The 21,188-nt window shown below is 71.0% G+C and carries 22 protein-coding genes; 14 read left to right on the top strand and 8 right to left on the bottom strand.

The window, feature by feature from the left end; all coding sequences use genetic code 11:
• Positions 1-79: 79 nt before the first annotated feature.
• Positions 80-1,411 (bottom strand): adenylosuccinate lyase, encoded by a 1,332-nt coding sequence (gene purB, locus BKE38_RS23520; protein ID WP_076959655.1) that lies wholly within the window; start codon positions 1,409-1,411, stop codon positions 80-82.
• A gap of 198 nt (positions 1,412-1,609) precedes the next feature.
• On the opposite strand from purB, the gene BKE38_RS23515 reads away from it, so the two are divergent.
• From BKE38_RS23515 to BKE38_RS23505, 3 genes are all read left to right on the top strand, one after another.
• Positions 1,610-2,257, top strand: coding sequence for a TerC family protein (locus BKE38_RS23515; RefSeq protein WP_076959654.1), 648 nt, complete (start codon positions 1,610-1,612; stop codon positions 2,255-2,257).
• Positions 2,258-2,513: 256 nt separating this feature from the next.
• Positions 2,514-3,149, top strand: a complete 636-nt coding sequence (locus BKE38_RS23510; protein ID WP_076959653.1) for a YjbE family putative metal transport protein — start codon at positions 2,514-2,516, stop codon at positions 3,147-3,149.
• Positions 3,146-3,778: a hypothetical protein gene (locus tag BKE38_RS23505; protein WP_076959652.1), complete on the top strand. Its 633-nt coding sequence runs from the start codon at positions 3,146-3,148 to the stop codon at positions 3,776-3,778. The genes BKE38_RS23510 and BKE38_RS23505 overlap by 4 nt, the downstream gene beginning before the upstream one ends.
• A gap of 66 nt (positions 3,779-3,844) precedes the next feature.
• Here BKE38_RS23505 and BKE38_RS23500 read toward each other — a convergent pair whose 3' ends face one another.
• The 4 genes from BKE38_RS23500 to BKE38_RS23485 all read right to left on the bottom strand — a co-directional run bounded on the left by BKE38_RS23500 (position 3,845) and on the right by BKE38_RS23485 (position 6,269).
• A complete protein-coding gene (locus BKE38_RS23500; protein WP_076959651.1) occupies positions 3,845-4,255 on the bottom strand; it encodes a hypothetical protein in 411 nt (136 codons plus the stop codon).
• Between the two features lie 3 nt (positions 4,256-4,258).
• Complete coding sequence (gene moaA, locus BKE38_RS23495; RefSeq protein ID WP_076959650.1) at positions 4,259-5,251, bottom strand: GTP 3',8-cyclase MoaA; 993 nt, start codon at positions 5,249-5,251, stop codon at positions 4,259-4,261.
• A 95-nt stretch (positions 5,252-5,346) separates the two neighbouring features.
• The gene (locus BKE38_RS23490) at positions 5,347-6,102 is read right to left on the bottom strand and encodes a sulfite exporter TauE/SafE family protein (protein WP_076959649.1); all 756 of its coding nucleotides are present in this window, start codon (positions 6,100-6,102) and stop codon (positions 5,347-5,349) included.
• A complete protein-coding gene (locus BKE38_RS23485) occupies positions 6,099-6,269 on the bottom strand; it encodes a DUF3553 domain-containing protein (RefSeq protein ID WP_076959648.1) in 171 nt (56 codons plus the stop codon). Before BKE38_RS23485 ends, BKE38_RS23490 begins: the two co-directional genes overlap by 4 nt.
• Before the next feature lie 158 nt (positions 6,270-6,427).
• Between BKE38_RS23485 and BKE38_RS23480 the strand changes: the two genes are divergently transcribed.
• The 6 genes from BKE38_RS23480 to BKE38_RS23455 all read left to right on the top strand — a co-directional run bounded on the left by BKE38_RS23480 (position 6,428) and on the right by BKE38_RS23455 (position 13,247).
• A complete protein-coding gene (locus BKE38_RS23480) occupies positions 6,428-7,084 on the top strand; it encodes a histidine phosphotransferase family protein (RefSeq protein ID WP_076959647.1) in 657 nt (218 codons plus the stop codon).
• Between the two features lie 113 nt (positions 7,085-7,197).
• A complete protein-coding gene (locus tag BKE38_RS23475; protein ID WP_076959646.1) occupies positions 7,198-9,879 on the top strand; it encodes a hybrid sensor histidine kinase/response regulator in 2,682 nt (893 codons plus the stop codon).
• A gap of 48 nt (positions 9,880-9,927) precedes the next feature.
• Positions 9,928-10,461 (top strand): chemotaxis protein CheW, encoded by a 534-nt coding sequence (locus BKE38_RS23470; protein ID WP_408887432.1) that lies wholly within the window; start codon positions 9,928-9,930, stop codon positions 10,459-10,461.
• 13 nt (positions 10,462-10,474) lie between these two features.
• A complete protein-coding gene (locus BKE38_RS23465; protein ID WP_076959645.1) occupies positions 10,475-10,867 on the top strand; it encodes a response regulator in 393 nt (130 codons plus the stop codon).
• On the top strand, positions 10,864-12,438 hold the full coding sequence (gene cheB, locus BKE38_RS23460; protein ID WP_083747812.1) for a chemotaxis-specific protein-glutamate methyltransferase CheB: 1,575 nt from the start codon (positions 10,864-10,866) through the stop codon (positions 12,436-12,438). The genes BKE38_RS23465 and cheB overlap by 4 nt, the downstream gene beginning before the upstream one ends.
• A complete protein-coding gene (locus BKE38_RS23455; protein WP_076959644.1) occupies positions 12,435-13,247 on the top strand; it encodes a CheR family methyltransferase in 813 nt (270 codons plus the stop codon). The genes cheB and BKE38_RS23455 overlap by 4 nt, the downstream gene beginning before the upstream one ends.
• 60 nt (positions 13,248-13,307) lie before the next feature.
• On the opposite strand, the gene ctrA is transcribed toward BKE38_RS23455, so the two are convergent.
• Positions 13,308-14,054 (bottom strand): response regulator transcription factor CtrA, encoded by a 747-nt coding sequence (gene ctrA, locus BKE38_RS23450; RefSeq protein ID WP_076959643.1) that lies wholly within the window; start codon positions 14,052-14,054, stop codon positions 13,308-13,310.
• A 312-nt stretch (positions 14,055-14,366) separates the two neighbouring features.
• Here ctrA and BKE38_RS23445 point away from each other — a divergent pair, with 312 nt between their 5' ends.
• From BKE38_RS23445 to BKE38_RS23425, 5 genes are all read left to right on the top strand, one after another.
• The gene (locus tag BKE38_RS23445) at positions 14,367-15,131 is read left to right on the top strand and encodes an SDR family NAD(P)-dependent oxidoreductase (RefSeq protein WP_076959642.1); all 765 of its coding nucleotides are present in this window, start codon (positions 14,367-14,369) and stop codon (positions 15,129-15,131) included.
• Between the two features lie 87 nt (positions 15,132-15,218).
• Complete coding sequence (hisD, locus tag BKE38_RS23440; protein ID WP_076959641.1) at positions 15,219-16,502, top strand: histidinol dehydrogenase; 1,284 nt, start codon at positions 15,219-15,221, stop codon at positions 16,500-16,502.
• A 19-nt stretch (positions 16,503-16,521) separates the two neighbouring features.
• Positions 16,522-17,508 (top strand): LacI family DNA-binding transcriptional regulator, encoded by a 987-nt coding sequence (locus tag BKE38_RS23435; protein WP_207553651.1) that lies wholly within the window; start codon positions 16,522-16,524, stop codon positions 17,506-17,508.
• A gap of 337 nt (positions 17,509-17,845) precedes the next feature.
• Positions 17,846-18,901, top strand: coding sequence for an alpha/beta hydrolase (locus BKE38_RS23430; protein ID WP_076959640.1), 1,056 nt, complete (start codon positions 17,846-17,848; stop codon positions 18,899-18,901).
• A gap of 111 nt (positions 18,902-19,012) precedes the next feature.
• Positions 19,013-19,414, top strand: a complete 402-nt coding sequence (locus BKE38_RS23425; RefSeq protein WP_076959639.1) for a hypothetical protein — start codon at positions 19,013-19,015, stop codon at positions 19,412-19,414.
• A gap of 17 nt (positions 19,415-19,431) precedes the next feature.
• On the opposite strand, the gene BKE38_RS23420 is transcribed toward BKE38_RS23425, so the two are convergent.
• Together BKE38_RS23420 and BKE38_RS23415 are read right to left on the bottom strand one after the other, a co-directional pair.
• The gene (locus tag BKE38_RS23420) at positions 19,432-20,421 is read right to left on the bottom strand and encodes an ABC transporter permease (RefSeq protein ID WP_076959638.1); all 990 of its coding nucleotides are present in this window, start codon (positions 20,419-20,421) and stop codon (positions 19,432-19,434) included.
• The coding region (locus BKE38_RS23415) for an ATP-binding cassette domain-containing protein (RefSeq protein ID WP_131829705.1) at positions 20,418-21,188 on the bottom strand (771 nt) is incomplete at its 5' end. The genes BKE38_RS23415 and BKE38_RS23420, both read right to left, overlap by 4 nt.

Here is a 21,188-nt window from a genome sequence, read left to right as displayed (position 1 = left end):
CCAGGGACCAGAAAGAAGATGGGGCGCAAACCTAGAGGTCGCGGGGGGAATTCCTCCCCCCGCCTTGCTGTCTGCTTTGTCAGCCGAAGACGCGCTGGAAAATGGTGTCGACGTGGCGGAAGTCGCGCTGCGGGTCGATGATCTGATCGATCGTCGCCGCGTCGAACTTCTCCGACACTTCGGCATCGAGCAGCAGGTTGTCGCGGAAAGTCCTGGCGTCGTCCGAGCCGAGCGCGGTCCAGGTCGCCATGGCGGCGCGCTGCACGGCGCGGTAGGCGCCCTCGCGCGACAGCCCGGCCTGGGTCAGCGCCAGCAGCACCTTCTGGCTGTGCGCCACGCCGCCGAGGCTCTCCAGGTTGGCGTTCATCCGCTCCGGATAGACGGTCAGCTTGTCGATCATGCCGGTCAGGCGGAACAGCGCGAAGTCGAGGGCGATGGTGGCGTCCGGGCCGATCACCCGCTCGACCGAGGAGTGGCTGATGTCGCGCTCGTGCCACAGCGCCACGTTCTCCAGAGCCGGCAGGGCATAGCCGCGGACCAGCCGGGCCAGACCCGTCAGGTTCTCGGACAGCACCGGGTTGCGCTTGTGCGGCATGGCCGAGGACCCCTTCTGGCCGGGGTGGAAGTATTCTTCCGCCTCCCGCACCTCGGAGCGCTGCAGGTGCCGCACCTCGGTCGCCAGCCGCTCGATGCCCGAGGCGATGACGGCCAGCGTCGCGAAGAAGGCGGCGTGGCGGTCGCGCGGGATCACCTGGGTGGAGACCGGCTCGACGGCCAGGCCGAGCTTCTGGGCCACGAATTCCTCGACCTTCGGGTCGACGGCGGCGAAGGTGCCGACGGCGCCGGAGATGGCGCAGGTGGCGATTTCTTCACGCGCGACGGCGAGGCGGGCGCGGTTGCGACTGAACTCGGCGTAATGGCCGGCCAGCTTCAGGCCGAAGGTGGTGGGCTCGGCATGGATGCCGTGGCTGCGGCCGATGGTCGGCGTCAGCTTGTGCTCGATGGCGCGGCGCTTCAGGGCGGCCAGCAGCGCGTCGAGGTCGGCCAGCAGCAGGTCGGCGGCGCGGGCCAGCTGCACCGACAGGCAGGTGTCCAGCACGTCGGAGCTGGTCAGGCCCTGGTGCATGAAACGGGCTTCGGGGCCGATGCCCTCGCCCAGCCAGGTCAGGAAGGCGATGACGTCGTGCCGGGTCTCGCGCTCGATCTCGTCGATTCGCGCCAGGTCGGCGTCCGAGATGGCGGCGGCGCGCGGGCCGCCCTTGGCGCGGATCAGCGCCGCGGCCTCGGCCGGGATGGTGCCAAGGTCGCCCATGGCCTCGGCGGCCAGGGCCTCGATCTCGAACCAGATCTTGTAGCGCGCCTCGGGAGACCAGATGGCGGCCATTTCGGGACGGGAATAGCGCGGCACCATGGGCCGATCTCCTGCGCGGGTGAGGGAGGCGAGCTGGCCGGCACGCGCGCGGCCCGGGAGGGCGGGGAATGGCCGCCAGGCCTGGCCCCGTCAACCGGCCAAACATGTCAAAGCTGTCATGTTCCTGCATGACTGTTGTGCAATGTTCAAGACAGCCTTATGCGCCGGGCTCACCATCGGGAATGGGGACAAGCGTTCATGGATTTGGCGGCTTTCATGCCGGAGCTGATCGCTCTCGGACAGGTCCTGCTGATCGACCTCGTGCTGGCGGGCGACAACGCCATCGTCGTGGGCATGGCCGCGGCCGGCCTGCCCACCGAACAGCGGCGCAAGGCGATCTTCTGGGGCATCGCCGCGGCGACGATCATGCGGATCGGCTTCGCCGCCATCACCACCCAGCTGCTGGCCATCGTCGGCCTGACGCTGGCGGGCGGCATCCTGCTGCTCTGGGTCTGCTACAAGATGTTCCGCGAGCTGCAGCGCGGCCATCAGCCGGAAGTCTCCGAGGCGGAGATGGAGCAGGCCGCCGCCGCCCCGGGCCAGGGCAAGACCCTGAAGGGCGCCATCATCCAGATCCTGGTGGCCGACGTCTCGATGAGCCTGGACAATGTCCTGGCCGTCGCCGGCGCCGCCAAGGACCATCTCTGGGTGCTGGTGGTGGGCCTGGCCATCTCGGTGGTGCTGATGGGCGTGGCCGCCACCTTCATCGCGCGGCTGCTCGAGCGCTACCGCTGGATCGCCTGGGTTGGCCTGCTGGTCATCCTCTATGTCTCGATCCAGATGATCTGGGCCGGCGGCGGCGAGGTGCTGCCCTATATCACCGGCGGCAGCCAGCCGGCCGGCTGAGCGCCCCGACCTCGACACCCGCCCGGAAAGGGGCCCGGCAGCCAGGCTGCCGGGCCCTTTTTCATGCCCGCCGCGGCACCGGTCCCGTTTCCGCGCGGGCAGGATTCGCATTGCGAATCCGTCACTTGTCCGACAGGCGCCCGGGGGGCGCTGCCTTGACGGGGCAGGCCCGCTCGCGGAGCGTGCCGCCGGAATTGCGGGCCATAACGGCCCTTTCTTGGCGCGGCTCGGCGCTTCGTGTGCGGGGGAATCCTTGATGGAAAGTCTGACTGGCATGCTCGGCCCGCTGGCCGAGATCATCTGGCTGAATGTCATCCTGTCGGGCGACAACGCCGTGGTGATCGGGCTGGCGGCGGCCGGGCTGCCGGCGCATCAGCGCGGCAAGGCGGTGCTGTTCGGCGTGGTCGCCGCGGCGGTGCTGCGCATCGTCTTCTCGATCTTCGCCACGCTGCTGCTGTCGCTCTGGTGGGTCGACCTGGTGGGCGGCGCCGCGCTGCTCTACATCGCCTTCACCTTCTTCCGCGAGCTGCGGCGTGGCGGCGCCGAGGAGGGCGAGGCCAAGGCCGAGGCCGAGGAGAAGAGCCTGCTGCAGGCGCTGTGGCAGATCATCCTGGCCGACGTCTCCATGAGCCTGGACAACGTCCTGGCGGTCGCCGGCGTGGCGCGCTCCAACCTGACGCTGCTGATTGTCGGCCTCGGCATCTCCATCGTGATGATGGGCCTGGCGGGCGGGCTGCTGGCAAAGCTGCTGGATCGCTACAAGATCATCGCCTATGTCGGCGTCGCGCTGATTGCCTATATCGGCTTTGAACTGCTTTGGGAGGGCGTGATCATGGCGAATGCAGCTCTTGCGCTGGGGCTTCCCGTGCCGGCACCGGGGGCCGCGCATTGAAGGCGGCCGGGCCCGGCCTGTGGCTGGTGCTGAGCGCCGCCGGCCTGCTGGCCGGCTGCGTCGCGCCTGGCCAGGAGGCCGCGACCGGCGCCGCCGGGGCCGCGCAGGCGCGGCCCAGCTATGACATCGTGCTGGCCCGGCTGCCCGAACAGGCGGCCGGGTTCAGCCGCGGCATGACGACGGACATGGAGGCGAGCTCGCCCGGCCAGGGCCGCGCGGTGGACTATGCCACCCTGGCGCGGACCGGCGTCGCGGCGCGGGCCGCGATTGCCTCGGTGATCCTCTACGAGCATGGCCAGCCGGTGCTGACGCCGGACACTCCGGCCGCCGTGGTGACCGGCAAGCTGGAGGAGGGCGTGGCCGAGGCCACCAGCCCGGCCCCTGGCCGCCGCATGGCCGAGACGTCGCGTCATGTTCTGGAGGTCGCCGGCGGCACGCCGATGCAGTGCGCGGTGATCGAGGGCACCTATGGCCGCAGCGCGATGTGGCAGCAGGTCTGCGTGGGCGTGGCCGCCGGCCGCTTCCTGAAGGTCTTCGTCGCCGTCCCGGCGCGCCAGAAGGCGCTGCTGACCGAGATGGATGCGGATGCCTTCACCCGCAGCATAGCGCAGGCCGCCCGCGCCCGCTGAAGCGCACGGCAGCACCGACAGAAAAAAGAAGGGTTCAGGGGAATTCATTCCCCTGGCCTTGCCGGCCTACTTCTGCCGCGGCCAATCAAGCCGCGGCTCCGACCGCCGCGGCTGATGGGCCTCCGGCCAGGCCGCCGGCGGCGGCACCGGCGGCGTGATCCGCGATTCCCGCGGCGCCGTCATCGGCGGCAGCCCCCGCGTGGGCGGCTCCGCCCATTCCTCGGTGGAGGCGGCCGGCCGCCGGCTGATGGCGGGTTCCTGCAGCCGCAGCGCCAGCTCGCGCAGCTCGCCCTGGATCTCGTCCAGCTGCACTTCGAGGGCTTCCAGCCGCGCCTTCACGCCGAAGACGCTGAAGGGCATCAGCAGGAAGGCGGCGGCACAGAGCAGTCCCAGGCAGAGCAGCAGCAGTCCGGTCCATTCCGGCATGCCGGGGATGGACAGCGACGCCACGATATTCCGCACACCGTCCATTTCCATCTCTCAGCCGCCTGTGACGCTCATGTGGCGCGCGACCGCGGGTCGGGCGCGGCGCCGGTCGATGACGAAGTCATGGCCCTGCGGCTTGCGGGCGATGGCCGCCTCGATCGCCGCCCGCAACCCGGCCTCGTCGATGCCCGGGTCGCGCAGGACGGCGCGCAGATCCGCGGCATCCTCCTGGCCCAGGCACATATACAGGGTTCCGGTGCAGGTGAGACGCACCCGGTTGCAGCTTTCGCAGAAATTATGGGTCATCGGCGTGATGAAGCCCAGGCGCTGCCCGGTCTCGGCCACCGTCATGTAGCGGGCCGGGCCGCCGGTGACATGGTCGCTGTCCTGCAGCGTCCAGCGCTGCCGCAGGTCGCGGCGGACCAGGGAGAGCGGCAGGTACTGGTCGCTGCGCTCCCCGGTGATCTCGCCGAGCGGCATGGTCTCGATCAGGGTCAGGTCGAAGCCGTGCTCCCCGCACCAGGCGATCATCCGGTCGAATTCTTTTTCGTTTACGCCCTTCATGGCGACGGCGTTGATCTTGACCGCCAGGCCGGCAGCCTTGGCGGCGAAGATGCCGTCCAGCGTCTTGCCGATCTCGCCCCAGCGGGTCAGCGCCTTGAAGGTCGCCGGGTCGAGCGAATCGAGCGAGACGTTGATGCGGCGGACGCCGGCAGCAAAGAGGCCCTCGGCATACTTGGTCAGCTGGGTGCCGTTGGTGGTCAGCGTCAGCTCGCGCAACCCGCCCGGGCCCAGCCGCTGGCCCAGGTTCTGGATCAGCCGCATGACGTCGCGGCGCACCAGCGGCTCGCCACCGGTCAGGCGCAGCCGGTCGACGCCCAGGCCGATGAAGGCGCTACAGAGCCGCTCGAGCTCCTCCAGGCTGAGGATCTCGGCCTTGGGCAGGAAGCTCATATCCTCCGCCATGCAATAGACGCAGCGGAGGTCGCAGCGATCGGTGACGGAGACGCGGAGATAGCTGATCCGCCGGCCGAACGGATCGATCATGGGGCAGTTCCTGACGGGATACGACGGTCTGTCATTTGGGCGGTGCAGGGGGCGGCATGCAAGGGGCGCCGCGCGCGGGAGGGCTCAGGGGCGGCTCAGCCGAGCAGCGCGAAGAGCCCGGCCGCCACCAGGGCGACCAGGGCCAGGCGGCGATACCAGGCGATCGGCAGCACGTGGAACAGCCGGGCGCCGACCGGGACGGCGGCCAGCAGGACGGGCAGCATCAGCGCGGTCAGCAGCAGCACCGGCCAGCCGATCAGCCCGCCCCAGAGCGGCGGGATCACCGCGACGATGCCGATCAGGCCGAAATACAGGATCAGGTTCGCCCGGTGCTGGGCGGCGGCTTCCGGCCCCGAAAGCAGGTAGAGGATGACCGGCGGGCCGGACATGCCGGTGGCGCCCTTCAGCAGGCCTGAGACGGTGCCGATCGCCAGGTTCAGCCCGAGCGGCCGGCTGCCGTGGTAGCGCCAGGGCGACATCAGCAGCAGGCCGAAGACCAGCACGAAGCCGCCGATCGCCTGGCGCAGCACCGCGCCATCGGCGACGAACAGGATATAGGCGCCGAGCGGCGTGGCCAGGATGGCGGCGCCCCCCATGGAGAAGATCACCCGCCGGTTGGCCTGGGCAAAGGCGCGCGGCAGCAGATAGGCAGAGACGAAGAGCTCCATCAGCAGCATGACGGGGACGCCGGCGCGCGGACCCCACAGCGTCGAATAGACCGGCGCCAGCAGGATGGCGGTGCCGAAGCCGGAATAGCCGCGCATCAGGCCGGCGATCAGGGTGGCGAAGCCGGCCACCGCCAGCGAGCCCCAGCCGAGCTGGGCCCAGGCCGCGGCCAGGGCTGCCGTCATGCCTCGTCGACCACGTCGAGGGCGATCTGGGCCACGTTGATCAGCAGCTTGCCGGCATGCTCGAAATTCACGGTGACGCGGCTGCCCACCACCGACTGGACCTGGCCCAGGCCCCATTCCGGCCGGGTCGGGTGGCGCACCAGCATGCCGGGCTCGAGCAGGGTCATTCTTCAGAGTCTTGCATCGGTTGGCGGAGGAAGGTGACCGAGGCTGGCAGCCGCGGCCAGCCCGCGCCATGCTGCCGTACAGTCACGGAAGCGTGATGTTAACCCCCCGTGAAGCCCGGACGGGCTAGGGCGCGGCAGGAAGCGGAGCGATCTTGGCCATGGATGCGGAAGCGATGCTGGCGCAGGACCTCTGCGCGCGCCTGTGCCACGACCTGGTGGGGCCCCTGGGCACGGTGGCCGGCGCCATCGACCTGCTGGCGGACGAGCCCGAGGCGGGGGAGCTGGCGCGCGACGCCGCCGCCGAGCTGCGCCGGCGGCTGAAATTCTGGCGCGCCGCCTGCGGGGCGGGGACCGGGCCGCTGGCCCTGTCGGAGGTGGGCAGCCTGCTGGAGGGGATGCTGGCCGGCGGCCGCGCCACGCTGGACCTGTCGGCCCTGCCGGCCGGGGCGGCGCTGCCGGCGCCGGTGGCGCAGCTGCTGCTGGTTGCCGCCATGCTGGCGGGGGAGGCGCTGCCGCGCGGCGGCACGGTGCGGGCGACCGCGCCGGATGGCGGCTGGGAGGCCGGGCTGCGGCTGCGCCCGGTCGGGCGGCTGGCGGCCTGGCCTGCCAGCCTGGCGCCGGTGCTGGAGGGCGACGGCCCCGGCGGTCCGCGCGAGGTGCTGGGGCGGATGCTGCTGCGGCTGGCGGGGCTGGCCGGCTGGGCGGCGCGGCTGGAGCCGGGGACGGCGGGGACGGAGGCGGCGGCGGCGCTGCTGCTGGTGCCGGTCGAGTCGGCACCCGCCGACTCGGGAAGCAACGAATCCGGCCGGAGCTGAGACGGAGCCACCAACTGCCCCGCGGGCTTTACGCTTTCTTCGGCACGGCGCCCCCAGGCTGCGGATGACGCCATCCAACGCTGCCGCCTTCAAGCCGATTGCCGGGGAACGCCGTGGACGACCTTCTCGCCGACTTCCTGACCGAGACCAATGAGGGGCTGGCGGCGCTCGACGTGGCGCTGCTGAAGCTGGAGAAGGCGCCGGACGACCGGCCGACGCTGTCGGAGATCTTCCGCAACGTCCACACCATCAAGGGCACCTGCGGCTTCCTCGGCCTGTCGCGGCTGGAGAAGGTGGCGCATGCGGCCGAGAACGTGCTGGGCCGCTACCGCGAGGGTTCGCTGCTGGTGACGCCGGAGGGGATCACGCTGATCCTCTCGGCGCTGGACTGCCTGAAGAGCATCGTCTCCGGGCTGGAGGCGACGGGCAGCGAGCCGGGCGGCGACGACACCGCGCTGATCGCCCGGCTGGACGCCGCCTGGCGGGGCGAATCGGCGGCGGCCGCCGCGGCACCGACGCCGGCCGCCGCCGCCGCCGCCGACACCTCGCCCGAGGCCTCCGCCGCCGCGGCCGAAGCCGCTTTCGACGCCATGCCGAGCGAGCCGGTGGCCGTGGCACCGCCGCCGGCCGCGGCTGCTGCGCCGGCGGCCAAGGAGGAGCCCGAGCCTGCCCCGGCCGTCGCCGCCGGCGCGGCCCCTGCGGCCGGTGGCGCGGCGGCCCCCGCCGCTGGCGCGGCCGCAGCGCCGCCGCAGACCATCCGCGTCGCCGTCGACGTGCTGGAAGACCTGATGACCCTGGTCAGCGAGCTGGTGCTGACCCGCAACCAGCTGCTGCAGCTGGTGCGCGCCCGCAGCGACGCGGCGCTGACCGTGCCGTTGCAGCGGCTGTCGCATATCACCTCCGAGCTGCAGGAGGGGGTGATGAAGACCCGCATGCAGCCGATCGGCAATGCCTGGCAGAAGCTGCCGCGCATCGTCCGCGACCTGGCCAACGAGCTGGGCAAGAAGATCGAGCTGGTGATGAAGGGCGCCGAGACCGAGCTCGACCGCCAGGTGCTGGAGCTGATCAAGGACCCGCTGACGCATATGGTGCGCAACAGCGGCGACCACGGCCTCGAGAATCCCGAGCAGCGCCGCGCCGCCGGCAAGCCCGAGATCGGCCGCATCCTGCTGAACGCCTATCACGAGGGCGGCCATATCATCATCGAGATCGGCGATGACGGCCGCGGCCTCTCGGTCGAGAAGATCAAGGCCAAGGTGCTGAGCCAGGGGCTGACCACCGAGGCCGAGCTCGCGGGCATGAGCGAGCGCGAGGTGCAGCACTTCATCTTCCGCGCCGGCTTCTCGACGGCGGCGGCGGTGACCTCGGTCTCCGGTCGCGGCGTCGGCATGGATGTGGTGAAGACCAATGTCGAGAAGATCGGCGGCACCATCGACCTGCGCTCGGTCGAGGGGAAGGGCACGACCTTCTACATCAAGATCCCGCTGACCCTGGCCATCGTCTCGGCGCTGATCGTGGAAGCCGGCGGCGAGCGCTTCGCCATCCCGCAGATCGGCGTGGTCGAGCTGGTGCGCGCCGGCGGCAGCAGCGAAGGCGCGCAGATCGAGCGGATCCATGCGACGCCGGTGATGCGGCTGCGCGACCGGCTGCTGCCGCTGGTCTCGCTGTCCAACCTGCTGCAGCTGGAGATGGCGGCTGGCCAGGAGGGGGGCAAGGCCGATGAAGGCTTCGTCGTGGTCACCCAGGTCGGCGCCAATGTCTTCGGCATCATCGTCGACAAGGTCTTCGACACCGAGGAGATCGTGGTCAAGCCGGTGGCGCCGATCCTGCGGCATGTGACCATGTTCAGCGGCAACACCATCCTGGGCGATGGCAGCGTCATCATGATCCTCGATCCCAATGGCATCGCGCGCGCGACGGGCGTCGGCGCCGACGGGCCGAGCGAGGATGCGGCGCGCGGGCCGGAAGGGCTGCGCGGCCAGCGCTCCACCGAGCGCACGGCGCTGCTGCTGTTCCGCGCCGGCGACGACACGCCGAAGGCGGTGCCGCTGGGGCTCGTCGCACGGCTCGAGGATCTTCCGGTCGAGAGCATCGAGCATTCCGGCGGCAAGACCCTGGTGCAGTATCGCGGCAAGCTGATGCCGCTGGTGCCGATGTCGGGCAGCTGGATGCCGCCGGAGCCCGGGCGGCGCCAGGCGGTGCTGGTCTTCAACGACCGCGACCGCGCCATGGGGCTGATGGTCGACAGCATCCTCGACGTGGTCGAGGCGCATCTGCTGATCGAGGGGCCCAGCGAGATGCCGGGCTTTCTGGGCAGCGCGGTGATCGGCGGCAAGGTGACCGATGTGATGGATTGCGCCTGGTGGCTGCGTCAGGCGGGCGACGACTGGTTCCGCCCGCCCTCGCTGGCGCAGCTGGTGCGCCGCCTGCTGCTGGTCGAGGACAGCGCCTTCTTCCGCCACCTGCTGGTACCGGGCCTGACCGCCTGCGGCTACGACGTGGTCGCGGTCGACACCGGCAACCAGGCGCTGCAGCTGCGCGAGCAGGGGGCGATGTTCGATATCATCGTCTCCGACATCGAGATGCCCGATCTGGACGGGATCGGCCTGGCGCGGGCGGTGCGCGCCGAAGGTCCCTGGCAGGCGCTGCCAATGATCGCGCTGTCCGGCCGGGTCGAGCCCGAGCAGGTGCGCCAGGCCATCGCCGCCGGCTTCACTGACTATGTCGGAAAATCCGACCGCGATGCCCTGCTGGCGGCGCTGCAGCAGCATCTGCCAGCGCCGGCCATGGCCTGACGCGATGCCGTCGGAACCAGGGCCGTAGCAGCAAGAAAGGAGAAGCCAGTGCAGAGCGAGATGCAGCCCGGCGGCGCGGCGCGGCCGGGATCCGGCGGCCAGGCGGGCAATGCGGCGGCCGCGGTGGCGGCGCGGGCCGTGGGCCTGGGCGACAGTGCTGCAGAAATGTTCCTGACGCTGACGGTGGCGGGGCAGCTGTGCGGCGTACCGGTGCTGGCGGTGCGCGACATCCTGGCCTCGCAATCGATCACCCGGGTGCCGCTGGCGCCGCGCGAGGTGGCGGGCAGCCTCAATCTGCGCGGCCGCATCGTCACCGCCATCGACCTGCGCCGGCGCCTCGGCCTGCCGGAGCGCAACCCCAAGGCCGGCCCGCCGATGAGCGTCGTCGTCGAGCAGGCGGGCGAGCTCTACAGCCTGCTCTCCGACGCGGTGGGGGAGGTGGTGCCGCTGCCTGGCGACGGCTTCGCCGGCAATCCGCCGACCCTGGACCCGGTCTGGCGCGAGGTGTCGCGCGGGGTGCACCGCCAGGACGACCGGCTGCTGATCGTGCTCGATGTCGATCGCATCCTGGCGATCGGGTGAAGGAGGGATGGTGATGGAGGCCCCGCAGACCTGCCTGGTGGTCGATGACAGCCGCGTGGTGCGCAAGGCGGCGCGCCGCATCCTGGAGCGCCATGCCTTCCAGGTCAGCGAGGCCGAGGACGGGCAGCAGGCGCTGGAATCCTGCCGCGCCAGCCTGCCGAAGCTGGTGCTGCTGGACTGGAACATGCCGGTGATGGACGGGCTGGAATTCCTCAAGGCGGCGCGCGCCGAATTCGGCCCGGACGAGCCGGTGATCATGCTCTGCACGACGGAGAGCGAGTTCGACCGCATCGTCACCGCCCTCGGCGCCGGCGCGCAGGAATACATCATGAAGCCTTTCGACGACGCGATCCTGACCGGCAAGCTGGTGCAGCTGGGCCTGGTCGCCGAAGAAGCCGAGCCGTGACCCTGCCGCTGCCGGGCCGGGCGACCCCCGCCGCGGCCGGGGCCACCGGCACGGCGGGGGCGGCGACGCTGGCGCCGGAGGGCGCGGGTGCGGGCAGCCTGCCGGCGGCGGCCGGGACCTCTCCGGCGGGGTCTCCCGTGGCGTCTCCGGCGGCGTCTCCGGCGGCGGCGGCGGCGCTGGCGCCGACCGGGCCGCTGGTGCGCGTCATGCTGTGCGACGACAGCGCCACCGTCCGCGCCGCCTATGCCAGGCTGCTGGAAAGCGATCCGGCGATCCAGGTGATCGGCCGCGCCGGCGACGGGCAGCAGGCGCTGGAGGCGATCCAGGCCATGCCCTCGGTCGCCCGGCCGCAGGTGCTGCTGCTGGATCTGGAGATGCCGGTGATGGACGGCATCACCGCCCTGCCGCTGCTGTTGAAGCTGCAGCCGGGGCTGGCGGTGATCGTGGCCAGCGCCATGACCGAGCACGGCGCCAGCACCGCCATGGCCGCACTGCGCGCCGGCGCCGTCGACTATGTGCCCAAGCCCAGCGCGGCCGGCGGCGGCGGCATGAACGACGCCGCCTTCCGCGCCGACCTGCTGGCCAAGGTGAAGGGCTGGGCGCGGATGCGCGCTGCGCCCCGTCCGGTGCCGCCGCCGCCGGTTCTGCCGCAGCGTCCGCTGGCGCGCCCGGCCGGGCCGCCGGCTGCCGCCGCTGCTCCGCCGCCGGCGGCCGCGACGCCGGCCGTGCCGCCGCCGGTGGCTGTGACGACGACGATGCCGGCCCAGGTCGGGCCGCTCGGCCTGCCGCCGGCGCTGCCGGTGCGCGGCCTGCCGGCGGGATTGCCAACGGGATTGCCCGGTGGATTGCCCAGTGGACTGCCCAGTGGATTGCCCAGTGGATTGCCGGGCGTGGGGCTGCCGGCCGCGACGCCGATGGCGCCGCCGCCGGCAGCACCCAGCCTGGCGCCCCGCCCGGCCGGGCCGCCGCGGCGGCCGCGCATCCTGACGATCGGCTCCTCCACCGGCGGCCCGCAGGCGCTGGCCGCCTTCGTCCGCCGGCTGACCGCGCCGGTGCCAGTGCCGATCGTGGTGGTGCAGCACATGCCGGCCGGCTTCACGGCCATGCTGGCCGACCATCTGTCCCGGCTCGGCGGCCCGCCGGCGGCGGAGGCGACCGACAAGGCGCCGCTGCAGCCCGGCCGGATCTATGTCGCGCCGGGTGACCGGCACCTGCTGGTGGAGAATGCGGGCGGCGCGCTGACGGCGCGGCTGACCGCCGATCCGCCGGAGAATTTCTGCCGACCCGCGGTGGATCCGATGCTGCGCAGCGTGGTCGCCGCCTGCGAGGGGCGCGTGCTGGCGGTGATCCTGACCGGCATGGGCCAGGACGGCATGCTGGGCTGCAAGGCGGTGGCGGCGGCGGGGGGCACGGTCTTCGCCCAGGACGAAGCTTCGAGCGTCGTCTGGGGCATGCCCGGGGCGGTGGCCAAGGCCGGCCTCGCCCAGATGCTGCTGCCGCCCGAGCAACTGGCGGAGAAGGTCTTGACGCAATTCGGCGCGGCGGGCCTGACCGCCGGAGGAATGGCATGAACGCGGATAGCTTCGCCTCGATCGCGGCGCTGGTGAAGGCGCGCTCCGGCATCGTGCTGACGCCGGACAAGGAATACATGCTGGACACGCGGCTGGCGCCCATCCTGAAGCAGGAGGGGATCGTCAACATGGACGCGCTGGCCATCCGCCTGCGCGACGCCCGGGCCGAGGCGCTGGCGCGCACCGTCACCGAGGCGCTGACCACCAACGAAAGCAGCTTCTTCCGCGACGGCAAGCCTTTCGAGCATCTGAAGCGGCTGCTGCCGAAGCTGCAGGGCGCGCGACCGCCCGGGCACCGGCTGCGCATCTGGTCGGCCGCCTGCTCGACCGGGCAGGAGGCCTATTCCATCGCGATGGTGCTGCGCGAGCTGGGCATCAAGGATGCCGAGATCTTCGGCAGCGACCTGTCGCGGGAGGTGGTGGACCGCGCCCGCGACGGCGTCTTCACCCAGTTCGAGGTGCAGCGCGGCTTGCCGGTGCAGATGCTGGTCAAATACTTCCGGCAGGAAAGCGGCAAGTGGCGCGTCTCGCCGGACCTGCGCGGCATGGCCCGCTTCGAGGAGCGCAACCTGCTGGGCGACCACAAGGCGCTGGGCCGCTTCGACGTCATCTTCTGCCGCAATGTGCTGATCTATTTCGATCCGCCGACCAAGGGCAAGGTGATGAACGCCCTGGCGGCGCAGCTGGCGCCGGATGGGGTGCTCTATCTCGGCGGCGCCGAGACGGTGCTGGGCCTGACCGAGCGGCTGGTCCCCGTCACCGGCGAGCGCGGCGCCTATGGCCTGGCGGAGAACCGCAGCCTGCTGTGAGCCAGGCCTCCTGCAAGCGGGCGCCCCGCCCTGGATGCGACCAGGGCGGGGTGTTCCGGCTCAGGCCGCGACCTGCGGCTGGTTCGGCGCGGGGGCCGGCGGCATGTCGGCCACCGGGAAACGGGCGCCGAGATTGGCCGGGTCGCGCAGCACATAGCCGCGGCCCCAGACGGTGCCGATCAGGTCGCCGGCCCCGGCCTGGGCCAGCTTCTTGCGCAGCTTGCAGATGAAGACATCGATGATCTTCGCCTCGGGCTCGTCGATGCCGCCATAGAGGTGATTGAGGAACACCTCCTTGGTCAGGACCAGGCCCTTGCGGAGCGTCAGCAACTCCAGGATGGCGTATTCCTTGCCGGTCAGATGCACCTCGCGGTCGGCGACGCGGACGTCGCGCGAGCCCAGGTTCAGCGTCAGCGAGCCCACCGACAGGGTTGGCTGGCTGAAGCCCTTGGCGCGGCGGATGATGGCCTGCAGCCGCGCCATCAGCTCCTGCTGGTCGAAAGGCTTGGTGATGAAGTCGTCGGCGCCCATGCCGAAGGCCTTCACCTTGGCCTGCGGCCGCGACAGGCCCGACAGCACCAGCACAGGGGTTTCGACCCGGTTGCCGCGCAGCCGCCGCACCACCTCATACCCCTCCATATCCGGCAGCATGATGTCGAGGATGATGATGTCGTAATCATAGAGGCCGGCGAGCTCGAGCGCTTCTTCGCCCGTTCCGGCGGTGTCGGCGATCATCGAGGATGCCTTCAGCATCATCGAAATGCCGCGCGCGGTGGTGAGATCGTCTTCAACCAGAAGTACGCGCATCTCTTGGTTCCCCACAATCTGGACGCGCATTTCCTACCACCTATGCGCGAAATCAGGAAAGGTTTTTCGCTTTTGAAACGTATTAAGAATGGAGACATTGTTTAAAAAAAAGAGAAACAAGGTGCCCGAAACGCCGAAAGACACGGCCTAATTCTGCAATATTTTTGAGATTTCAAGGTTTTGGCGAGGTTTCCCGCAGGCCCCGCACCGCCTGCAACCACAAGGCGAACGCGACCCGCGCGAAGCCCGCCGGTAGCCGGAAGCCCGCATCCGGGCATACTGGCGGCACAACCGAAACGGGAGAACGTGACCATGCAGCTGCCCAAGACCCCCTCGATGCGCCTCGACGGCCGCCGGGCGCTGGTGACCGGCGCCGGGCGCGGCATCGGCCTGGCCGCCGCCGCGGCGCTTGCCGAGGCCGGCGCGCATGTGGCGCTGGCCGCCCGCGGCACGGCCGAGATCGAGGCCGCCGCGGGCGCCATCCGCAAGGCCGGCGGCAGCGCCGAGGCCCTGCCGCTGGACGCCAGCGACCCGGCGGCGGTGGCCGAGGCGCTGTCCACCCGCCCGCCCTTCGACATCCTGGTCAACAATGCCGGCACCAACCGCCCGGCGCCCTTCCTCGAGGTCGCGCCCGAGGACTACGACGCCGTCATGGCGCTGAACGTGCGCGGCGCCTTCTTCATCGCCCAGGCGGTGGCGCGGCGGCTGGTGGCGGCGGGGCAGGGCGGCTCGATCATCCAGCTGTCGTCGCAGATGGGCCATGTCGGCGGGCCGCGGCGCAGCGTCTACTGCGCCAGCAAGCACGCCATGGAGGGTATGACCAAGGCCATGGCGATCGAGCTCGGCCCGCATCGCATCCGGGTTAACACGCTCTGCCCGACCTTCATCGAGACGCCGCTGACCCGCCCCTTCTTCGAGGATGCGGCCTTCCGCGACTGGGTGCTGGGCAAGATCAAGCTGGGCCGGGTCGGCCAGGTCGAGGATCTGATGGGGGCGGTGGTCTTCCTGGCCTCGGATGCCTCGGCGCTGATGACCGGCAGCGCGCTGATGGTCGATGGCGGCTGGACAGCCGAGTAATCGTGCTGTGATTGCATACGGATGCAAAAGCCCTTGCATCCGTATGCAAGCAGGCGCAGCCTCCCCGCGCCAAGAGGGAGACACGCCATGATCCGCTATCTGAAAAAGGGCGCCGAGGCGGCCGAGACCGCCGAATACGACCGCAAGGTCCGCCAGACCGTCGAGGGGCTGCTGGCCGATGTCGAGGCCCGCGGCGACGCCGCCGTCCGCGAGCTGTCGCAGAAATTCGACAAGTGGTCGCCGGAGAGCTTCCGCCTGTCCGCCGCCCAGATCCAGGAGCTGGTCGACAGCCTGCCGGCCCAGGTGATCGAGGACATCAAGTTCGCCCAGACCCAGATCCGCCGCTTCGCCGAGGTGCAGCGCGCCTCGATGCAGGATGTCGAGGTCGAGACCCTGCCGGGCGTGACGCTGGGCCACAAGCACATCCCGGTCGAGAGCGTCGGCTGCTACATCCCCGGCGGCCGCTACCCGATGGTGGCCAGCGCCCACATGTCGGTGCTCACCGCCAAGGTCGCCGGCGTGCCGCGGGTCATAGCCTGCACCCCGCCGCTGAACGGCGTGGCGCCTGCCGCCACCGTCGCCGCCATGCACCTGGCTGGCGCCGATGAGATCTATCTGCTGGGCGGCATCCAGGCGGTGGCGGCGATGGCGATCGGCACCGAGACGATCAAGCCGGTCGACATGCTGGTCGGCCCCGGCAATGCCTTCGTCGCCGAGGCCAAGCGCCAGCTCTATGGCCGCGTCGGCATCGACCTCTTCGCCGGCCCCACCGAGACGCTGATCATCGCCGACGACACTTCCGACGTGGAGATCTGCGCCACCGACCTGCTGGGCCAGGCCGAGCACGGCCCGACCTCGCCGGCGGTGCTGCTGACCACCTCCAAGAAGATCGCCGAGGGGATCGAGGAAGAGATCCAGCGCCAGCTGAAGACGCTGCCGACCGCCGACGTCGCCTCGGTCGCTTGGCGCGACCATGGCCAGGTCATCCTCTGCGACACCGACGAGGAGCTGCTGCAGGTCGCCGACGACATCGCCTCCGAGCATGTCCAGGTGATGACCCGCGACCCGCGCTGGTTCCGCGACAACATGCGCAACTACGGCGCGCTGTTCCTGGGCCCGGAGACCAATGTGGCCTATGGGGACAAGGTGATCGGCACCAACCATACGCTCCCCACCAAGAAGGCCGCCCGCTACACCGGCGGGCTCTGGGTCGGCAAGTTCATCAAGACCTGCACCTGGCAGGAGGTGAAGCCGGAGGCCAGCGCCATGGTCGGCGAATACTGCTCGCGCCTCTGCGCCATCGAGAACTTCGCCGGCCACCAGGCCCAGGCGGATATCCGCGTGCGCCGCTACGGCGGCAAGAACGCCTGAGATGGCCATGGGAAGCGCCGTGACCGCGCGCGACCTGGCGCGGCAGCTCGGCGTTTCCCAGTCCATGGTCAGCCGCGCCTTCGACCCGGCCGCCTCGGTGGCACCGGCGATGCGGGCGCGGATCCTGGAGGCGGCGGCGGCGGCGAACTACCGCCCGAACGGCATCGCCGCCGCGCTCACCCGCCGTCGCAGCCGCATCGTCGGCCTGGTGATGGGCGAGCTGCAGAACCCCTTCTACCCGGCGGTGCTGGAGCAGATGACGCTGGCGCTGCAGGCCGCCGGCTTCGAGGCGCTGCTGCTGACCGTTCCCCCCGGCCAGCAGGCCGATGCCTGCCTGCCGCGGCTGCGGCAGTACCAGGTGGATGCGGTGGTGCTCACCTCGGCCAGCCTGTCCTCGGCGGGTGCTGCGCACTGGCTGGGCGACGGGCGGGCGGCGGTGCTGTTCAACCGCACCGCCTCCGGCCCCACGCCGCTGGACAGCGTCGCCTGCGACAATGCTGGCGGTGCCCGCCTGGCGGCCGAGGCGCTGCTGGAGGCCGGCCGGCAGGAGCTGGTCTTCGTGGCCGGCCGCCCCGACACCTCGACCAGCCAGGAACGCGAGCGCGGTTTTCTGTCGGCCTTCGCGGCGCGGGGGCTGCGCGCGCCGCGGCGCATTGCGGCCGGCGACTTTTCCTACGAGGCCGGGCATCGGGCGGCGCTGCAGGCGGGCGGCGCCGACGGCATCTTCTTCGCCAACGACATCCTGGCGCTGGGCGGCATGGACGCGCTGCGTCACGCGGCCGGGCGGCGGGTGCCGCAGGATGTCGCGGTGCTGGGCTTCGACGACATCCCGATGGCGGGCTGGCCGGGCTATGCGCTGACGACGCTGCGCCAGCCGGTGGCGGCGATGATCGCGGCCACCATCGAGATCCTGCAGGCGCGGCTGGAAGGCGACCCGCAGCCGGCCCGCGCGCTGCGGCTGCCGGCGGAGCTGGTGCCGCGCGGCAGCTTCCTGCCGGCGGGCTGAGGCCAAGGGATTCCGCCGTCCTGCTTCCGGCAGGGGCGTCATCGCTGGCCTCCATGGACGTCGGCCCTGGGGATCAGGGCGCGACGGTCCGAGCCCTCTGATCGCGCAGACCGCGCCGCAGCGTGACGCTGCGCTGATGCGCGACCGGCTCGTCGAACTGTCCACGAGGACGAAGGACCACCCGCTGAGCGACGAATACGTCAGGATCCTGGCCGCGCGGCGCCGCCGGCAGCCCGGCCCTGACGCAGGGAGCCGCTTTTTCCTGGCGCAACGACCGGCAAAAGATCGAACCTTTCCCCGCAGGGCCGGGCACAGGCCCGCGGGAGGAATCTTGTCCATGAGAGCCCATCTGCTTCGCCTGGCTGCGCCGGCTGCCGCGGCCTGGCTGATCGTGTCCCCTGTCCAGGCGCAGGCGCCGCTCGCCCCGCGCGAGGCCCCGGCCAAGAGCCTGCCGGTCCCCGGCACGGTCAGCCCGGCCATGCAGGCGATCATCGCCCAGCCGCTGCGCACCAACTGGGACAAGCCGCCGACCACGCCGGAGGGCTGGCGCCAGCTGTCCGACGGCACCGCCGCCACCGCGGCGCCGTTGGTCCAGGCCATCGCGGGCCGCCTGAAGCTGGCCATCGAGCCCACCACCATCGACGGCGTCCGCGCCTACACCATCACCCCGGCCGAGATCCCCGAAGCCAATCGGAACCGTCTGGCGGTGCATGTGCATGGCGGCTGCTACGTGCTGAACCCGCGCGAGGCGGCGCTGCCCGAGGCGATGTTCCTGGCCGGCTTCGCCCGGATGAAGGTCATCGCCGTCGACTACCGCATGCCGCCCGAGGCCTATTTCCCGGCGGCGCTGGACGATGCGGTCACCGTCTACAAGGCGGCGACGCGGATGGTGCCGCCGGCGAACCTCGCGGTCTTCGGCAGCTCGGCCGGCGGCGCGCTGACGCTGTCGATGATGTTGCGTGCCAAGGCCGAGGGCCTGCCCATGCCCGGCGCCATCGCCCCCGGCACGCCGATGGCCGATGTGACGAAGCAGGGCGACAGCTTCCAGACCAATGCCATGGTGGACAATGTCCTGGTCTCGCCGGACGGCTTCTGCGACGCGGCGACCCGCTTCTACGCCAATGGGCACGACCTGGCCGACCCGCTGCTGTCGCCGGTCTATGGCGATGTGCGCGGCTTCCCGCCGACCATCCTGACCACCGGCACCCGCGACCTGCTGCTGAGCAACACGGCGCGCATGCACCGCGCGCTGCGCCAGGCCGGGGTGGAGGCCTCGCTGCAGGTCTATGAGGGGCAGTCGCATGCGCAGTTCTACCGCGACGACCGCATCCCCGAGGTGCAGGAGGCCTTCTTGGAGATCGCCGGCTTCTTCGACCGGCATCTGGGGCGGTAGGCCGCATCGCGCCGATGGGGCTGCCCTATCGGCGCGATAGGAAACACGGCATGGCGGTACGTCGGGCGGCGCGGCACCATGCCGCCATCGCCCCGTCGGAGACGCTCCACCATGTCCCGCCTGCCTCCCCTGACCGGCCTTGCCGTCGCCCTCGCCGTTGCCCTGGGCCTGAACCCCGCCGCGGCGCAGCAGGCGCAGTTCTGCGACGGCAGCCTGGTGGCCAACAGCGCCTATACCAACCTCGTGCCGGGCGCCCGCGGCGGCGCCCAGGTCGAGTACCACGTGCTGTTCCAGAACCGGCATGCCGGCGGCCAGCGCCTCGGGGTGCGGGTGCTGGACATCACGCCGATCGGCAAGATCAGCTTCGCCAGGGTGCAGCCCGGCTTCACCCTGACCGCGGGGAGCCAGGCCAAGCTGATCATGGCGACCATCCAGATCCCCAGCCCCGGCGCCGGCGCGCCCGGCCCGGCGCAGTTCCTGCAAGCGCTGAAGCTGGAATGCCGCCTGCTCTGACAGGCGACGGCCGGGGGCTATTCCGCCGGCGCCGCCGCCGTCCCCTGCGCCCGGCTGAGCTGGATGCGCTGCTTGCGCTGGCCCAGCTGCTGGTCGGCGATGACGCCGAGCAGGATGACGCCGCCCATCACCGCGAAGTTCAGCGAGGAGGGGATGCCCAGGATGTTCACCAGGTTCTGCAGGATCTGCAGCAGCACGGTGCCGAGCACGATGCCCAGGATGCTGCCCTCGCCGCCGCGCAGCGAGCAGCCGCCCAGCACGGCGGCGGCGATGGCGTAGAGCTCGTAGAAATTGCCGAAGGAGGATGGCGAGACCGAGGAGGTGTAGAAGACCAGCAGCACCCCCGACAGCCCGGCCAGCGCGCCGCCCAGCAGATAGGCACCGGTGATCACCTTGTTGGTGTCGATGCCGGAATGCCGCGCGGCTTCCTCGTTGCGGCCGACCGCGTAGAGATACCGGCCGAAGACGGTCCGGTGCAGCACCACCGCCATGATGCCGGCGACCAGCAGCATGATGATGAAGGGATGCGGGATGCCGAAGCTGCGGCCCGAGGCCAGCCAGGTGATGGTGTCGATGTCGCCGGCATAGCCGAAGCCGCTGGTCGAATCCTCGGTGTAGTAGCGGGCGATGCCGCGATAGATCAGCAGCCCGCACAGCGTGACGACGAAGGGCTGCAGCCGGATCCGCGTCACCAGCAGCCCGTGCAGCAGGCCGAGCAGCAATCCCAGCCCGATCACCGCCAGCACCGCCAGCGGCCAGGCCAGCTCGAAGTTCACGAGAAGGTCGACCAGCACCACGCCCAGCAGCGCGAACATCGAGCCGACGGACAGATCGATGCCGCCGGTGATGATGATCAGCCCCTGGCCGATGGCGAAGATGCCGAAGAGGCCGATCAGATTGGCCATGTTCAGCAGGTTGACCCCGGAGAGGAACAGCGGGTTCAGCGCCGCGGTGATGCCGCCGATGACGATCAGCAGCACGGCCAGGCCGAGTTCCTTCTTGCTCATGCGCGCTCCATCTCATGGCCGATGGCCAGCCGCAGCACCGCCTGCTCGCTGAAGGCGTCGCGGTCCAGCCCGCCGCTGATGCGGCCTTCATGCATCACCAGGATGCGGTCGCTGACGCCTAAGACCTCCTCCATGTCGGAGGAGATCATCAGGATGGCGACGCCGCGATCCGACAGCGCCCGCATCAGCGCGTAGATCTCGCCTTTCGCGCCGACATCGATGCCGCGGGTGGGCTCGTCGAACAGGATGACCTTCGGCGCCATGCTGAGCCACTTGCCCAGCACCACCTTCTGCTGGTTGCCGCCCGACAGCGTGCCCGCCCGCACCTGGCAGTCCGGCGTCTTGATGCGCAAGCTGGCCCGCTGCGCCTCGGCCGCCCGGGCCTCGGCGGCGGTGTCGATCAGCCCGCCATGGGCATAGTGCGACGCGCTGGCCAGGGTGATGTTCTCGGCGATCGGCATGTCGAGGACCAGCCCGTCCTTTTTGCGGTCCTCCGGCACCAGGTAGATCCCGCCGGCCACCGCGTCGCCGGGCCAGCGGATCGCCAGGCGGCGGCCGTCGAGCCGCACCTCGCCGGCCAGGGGCGGGTCGATGCCGAACAGCGCGCGGGCCAGCGAGGTGCGGCCGGCGCCGACCAGCCCGGCGAGGCCCACGATCTCGCCGGGGCGGATCGACAGGTCCAGGCCGCGGCCGGGGAAGGCGGTCGTGACCAGGCCCTCCACCTCCAGCCCGCCGGGGCCGGGCGGGCCGGCGGGGGGGGTGTAGAG

Source organism: Teichococcus deserti (assembly GCF_001982615.1).
GTDB classification, from domain to species: domain Bacteria; phylum Pseudomonadota; class Alphaproteobacteria; order Acetobacterales; family Acetobacteraceae; genus Pseudoroseomonas; species Pseudoroseomonas deserti.
The sequence above is the reverse complement of the archived record's forward strand: the minus strand, read 5'-3'. Positions and strand labels throughout refer to the sequence as shown.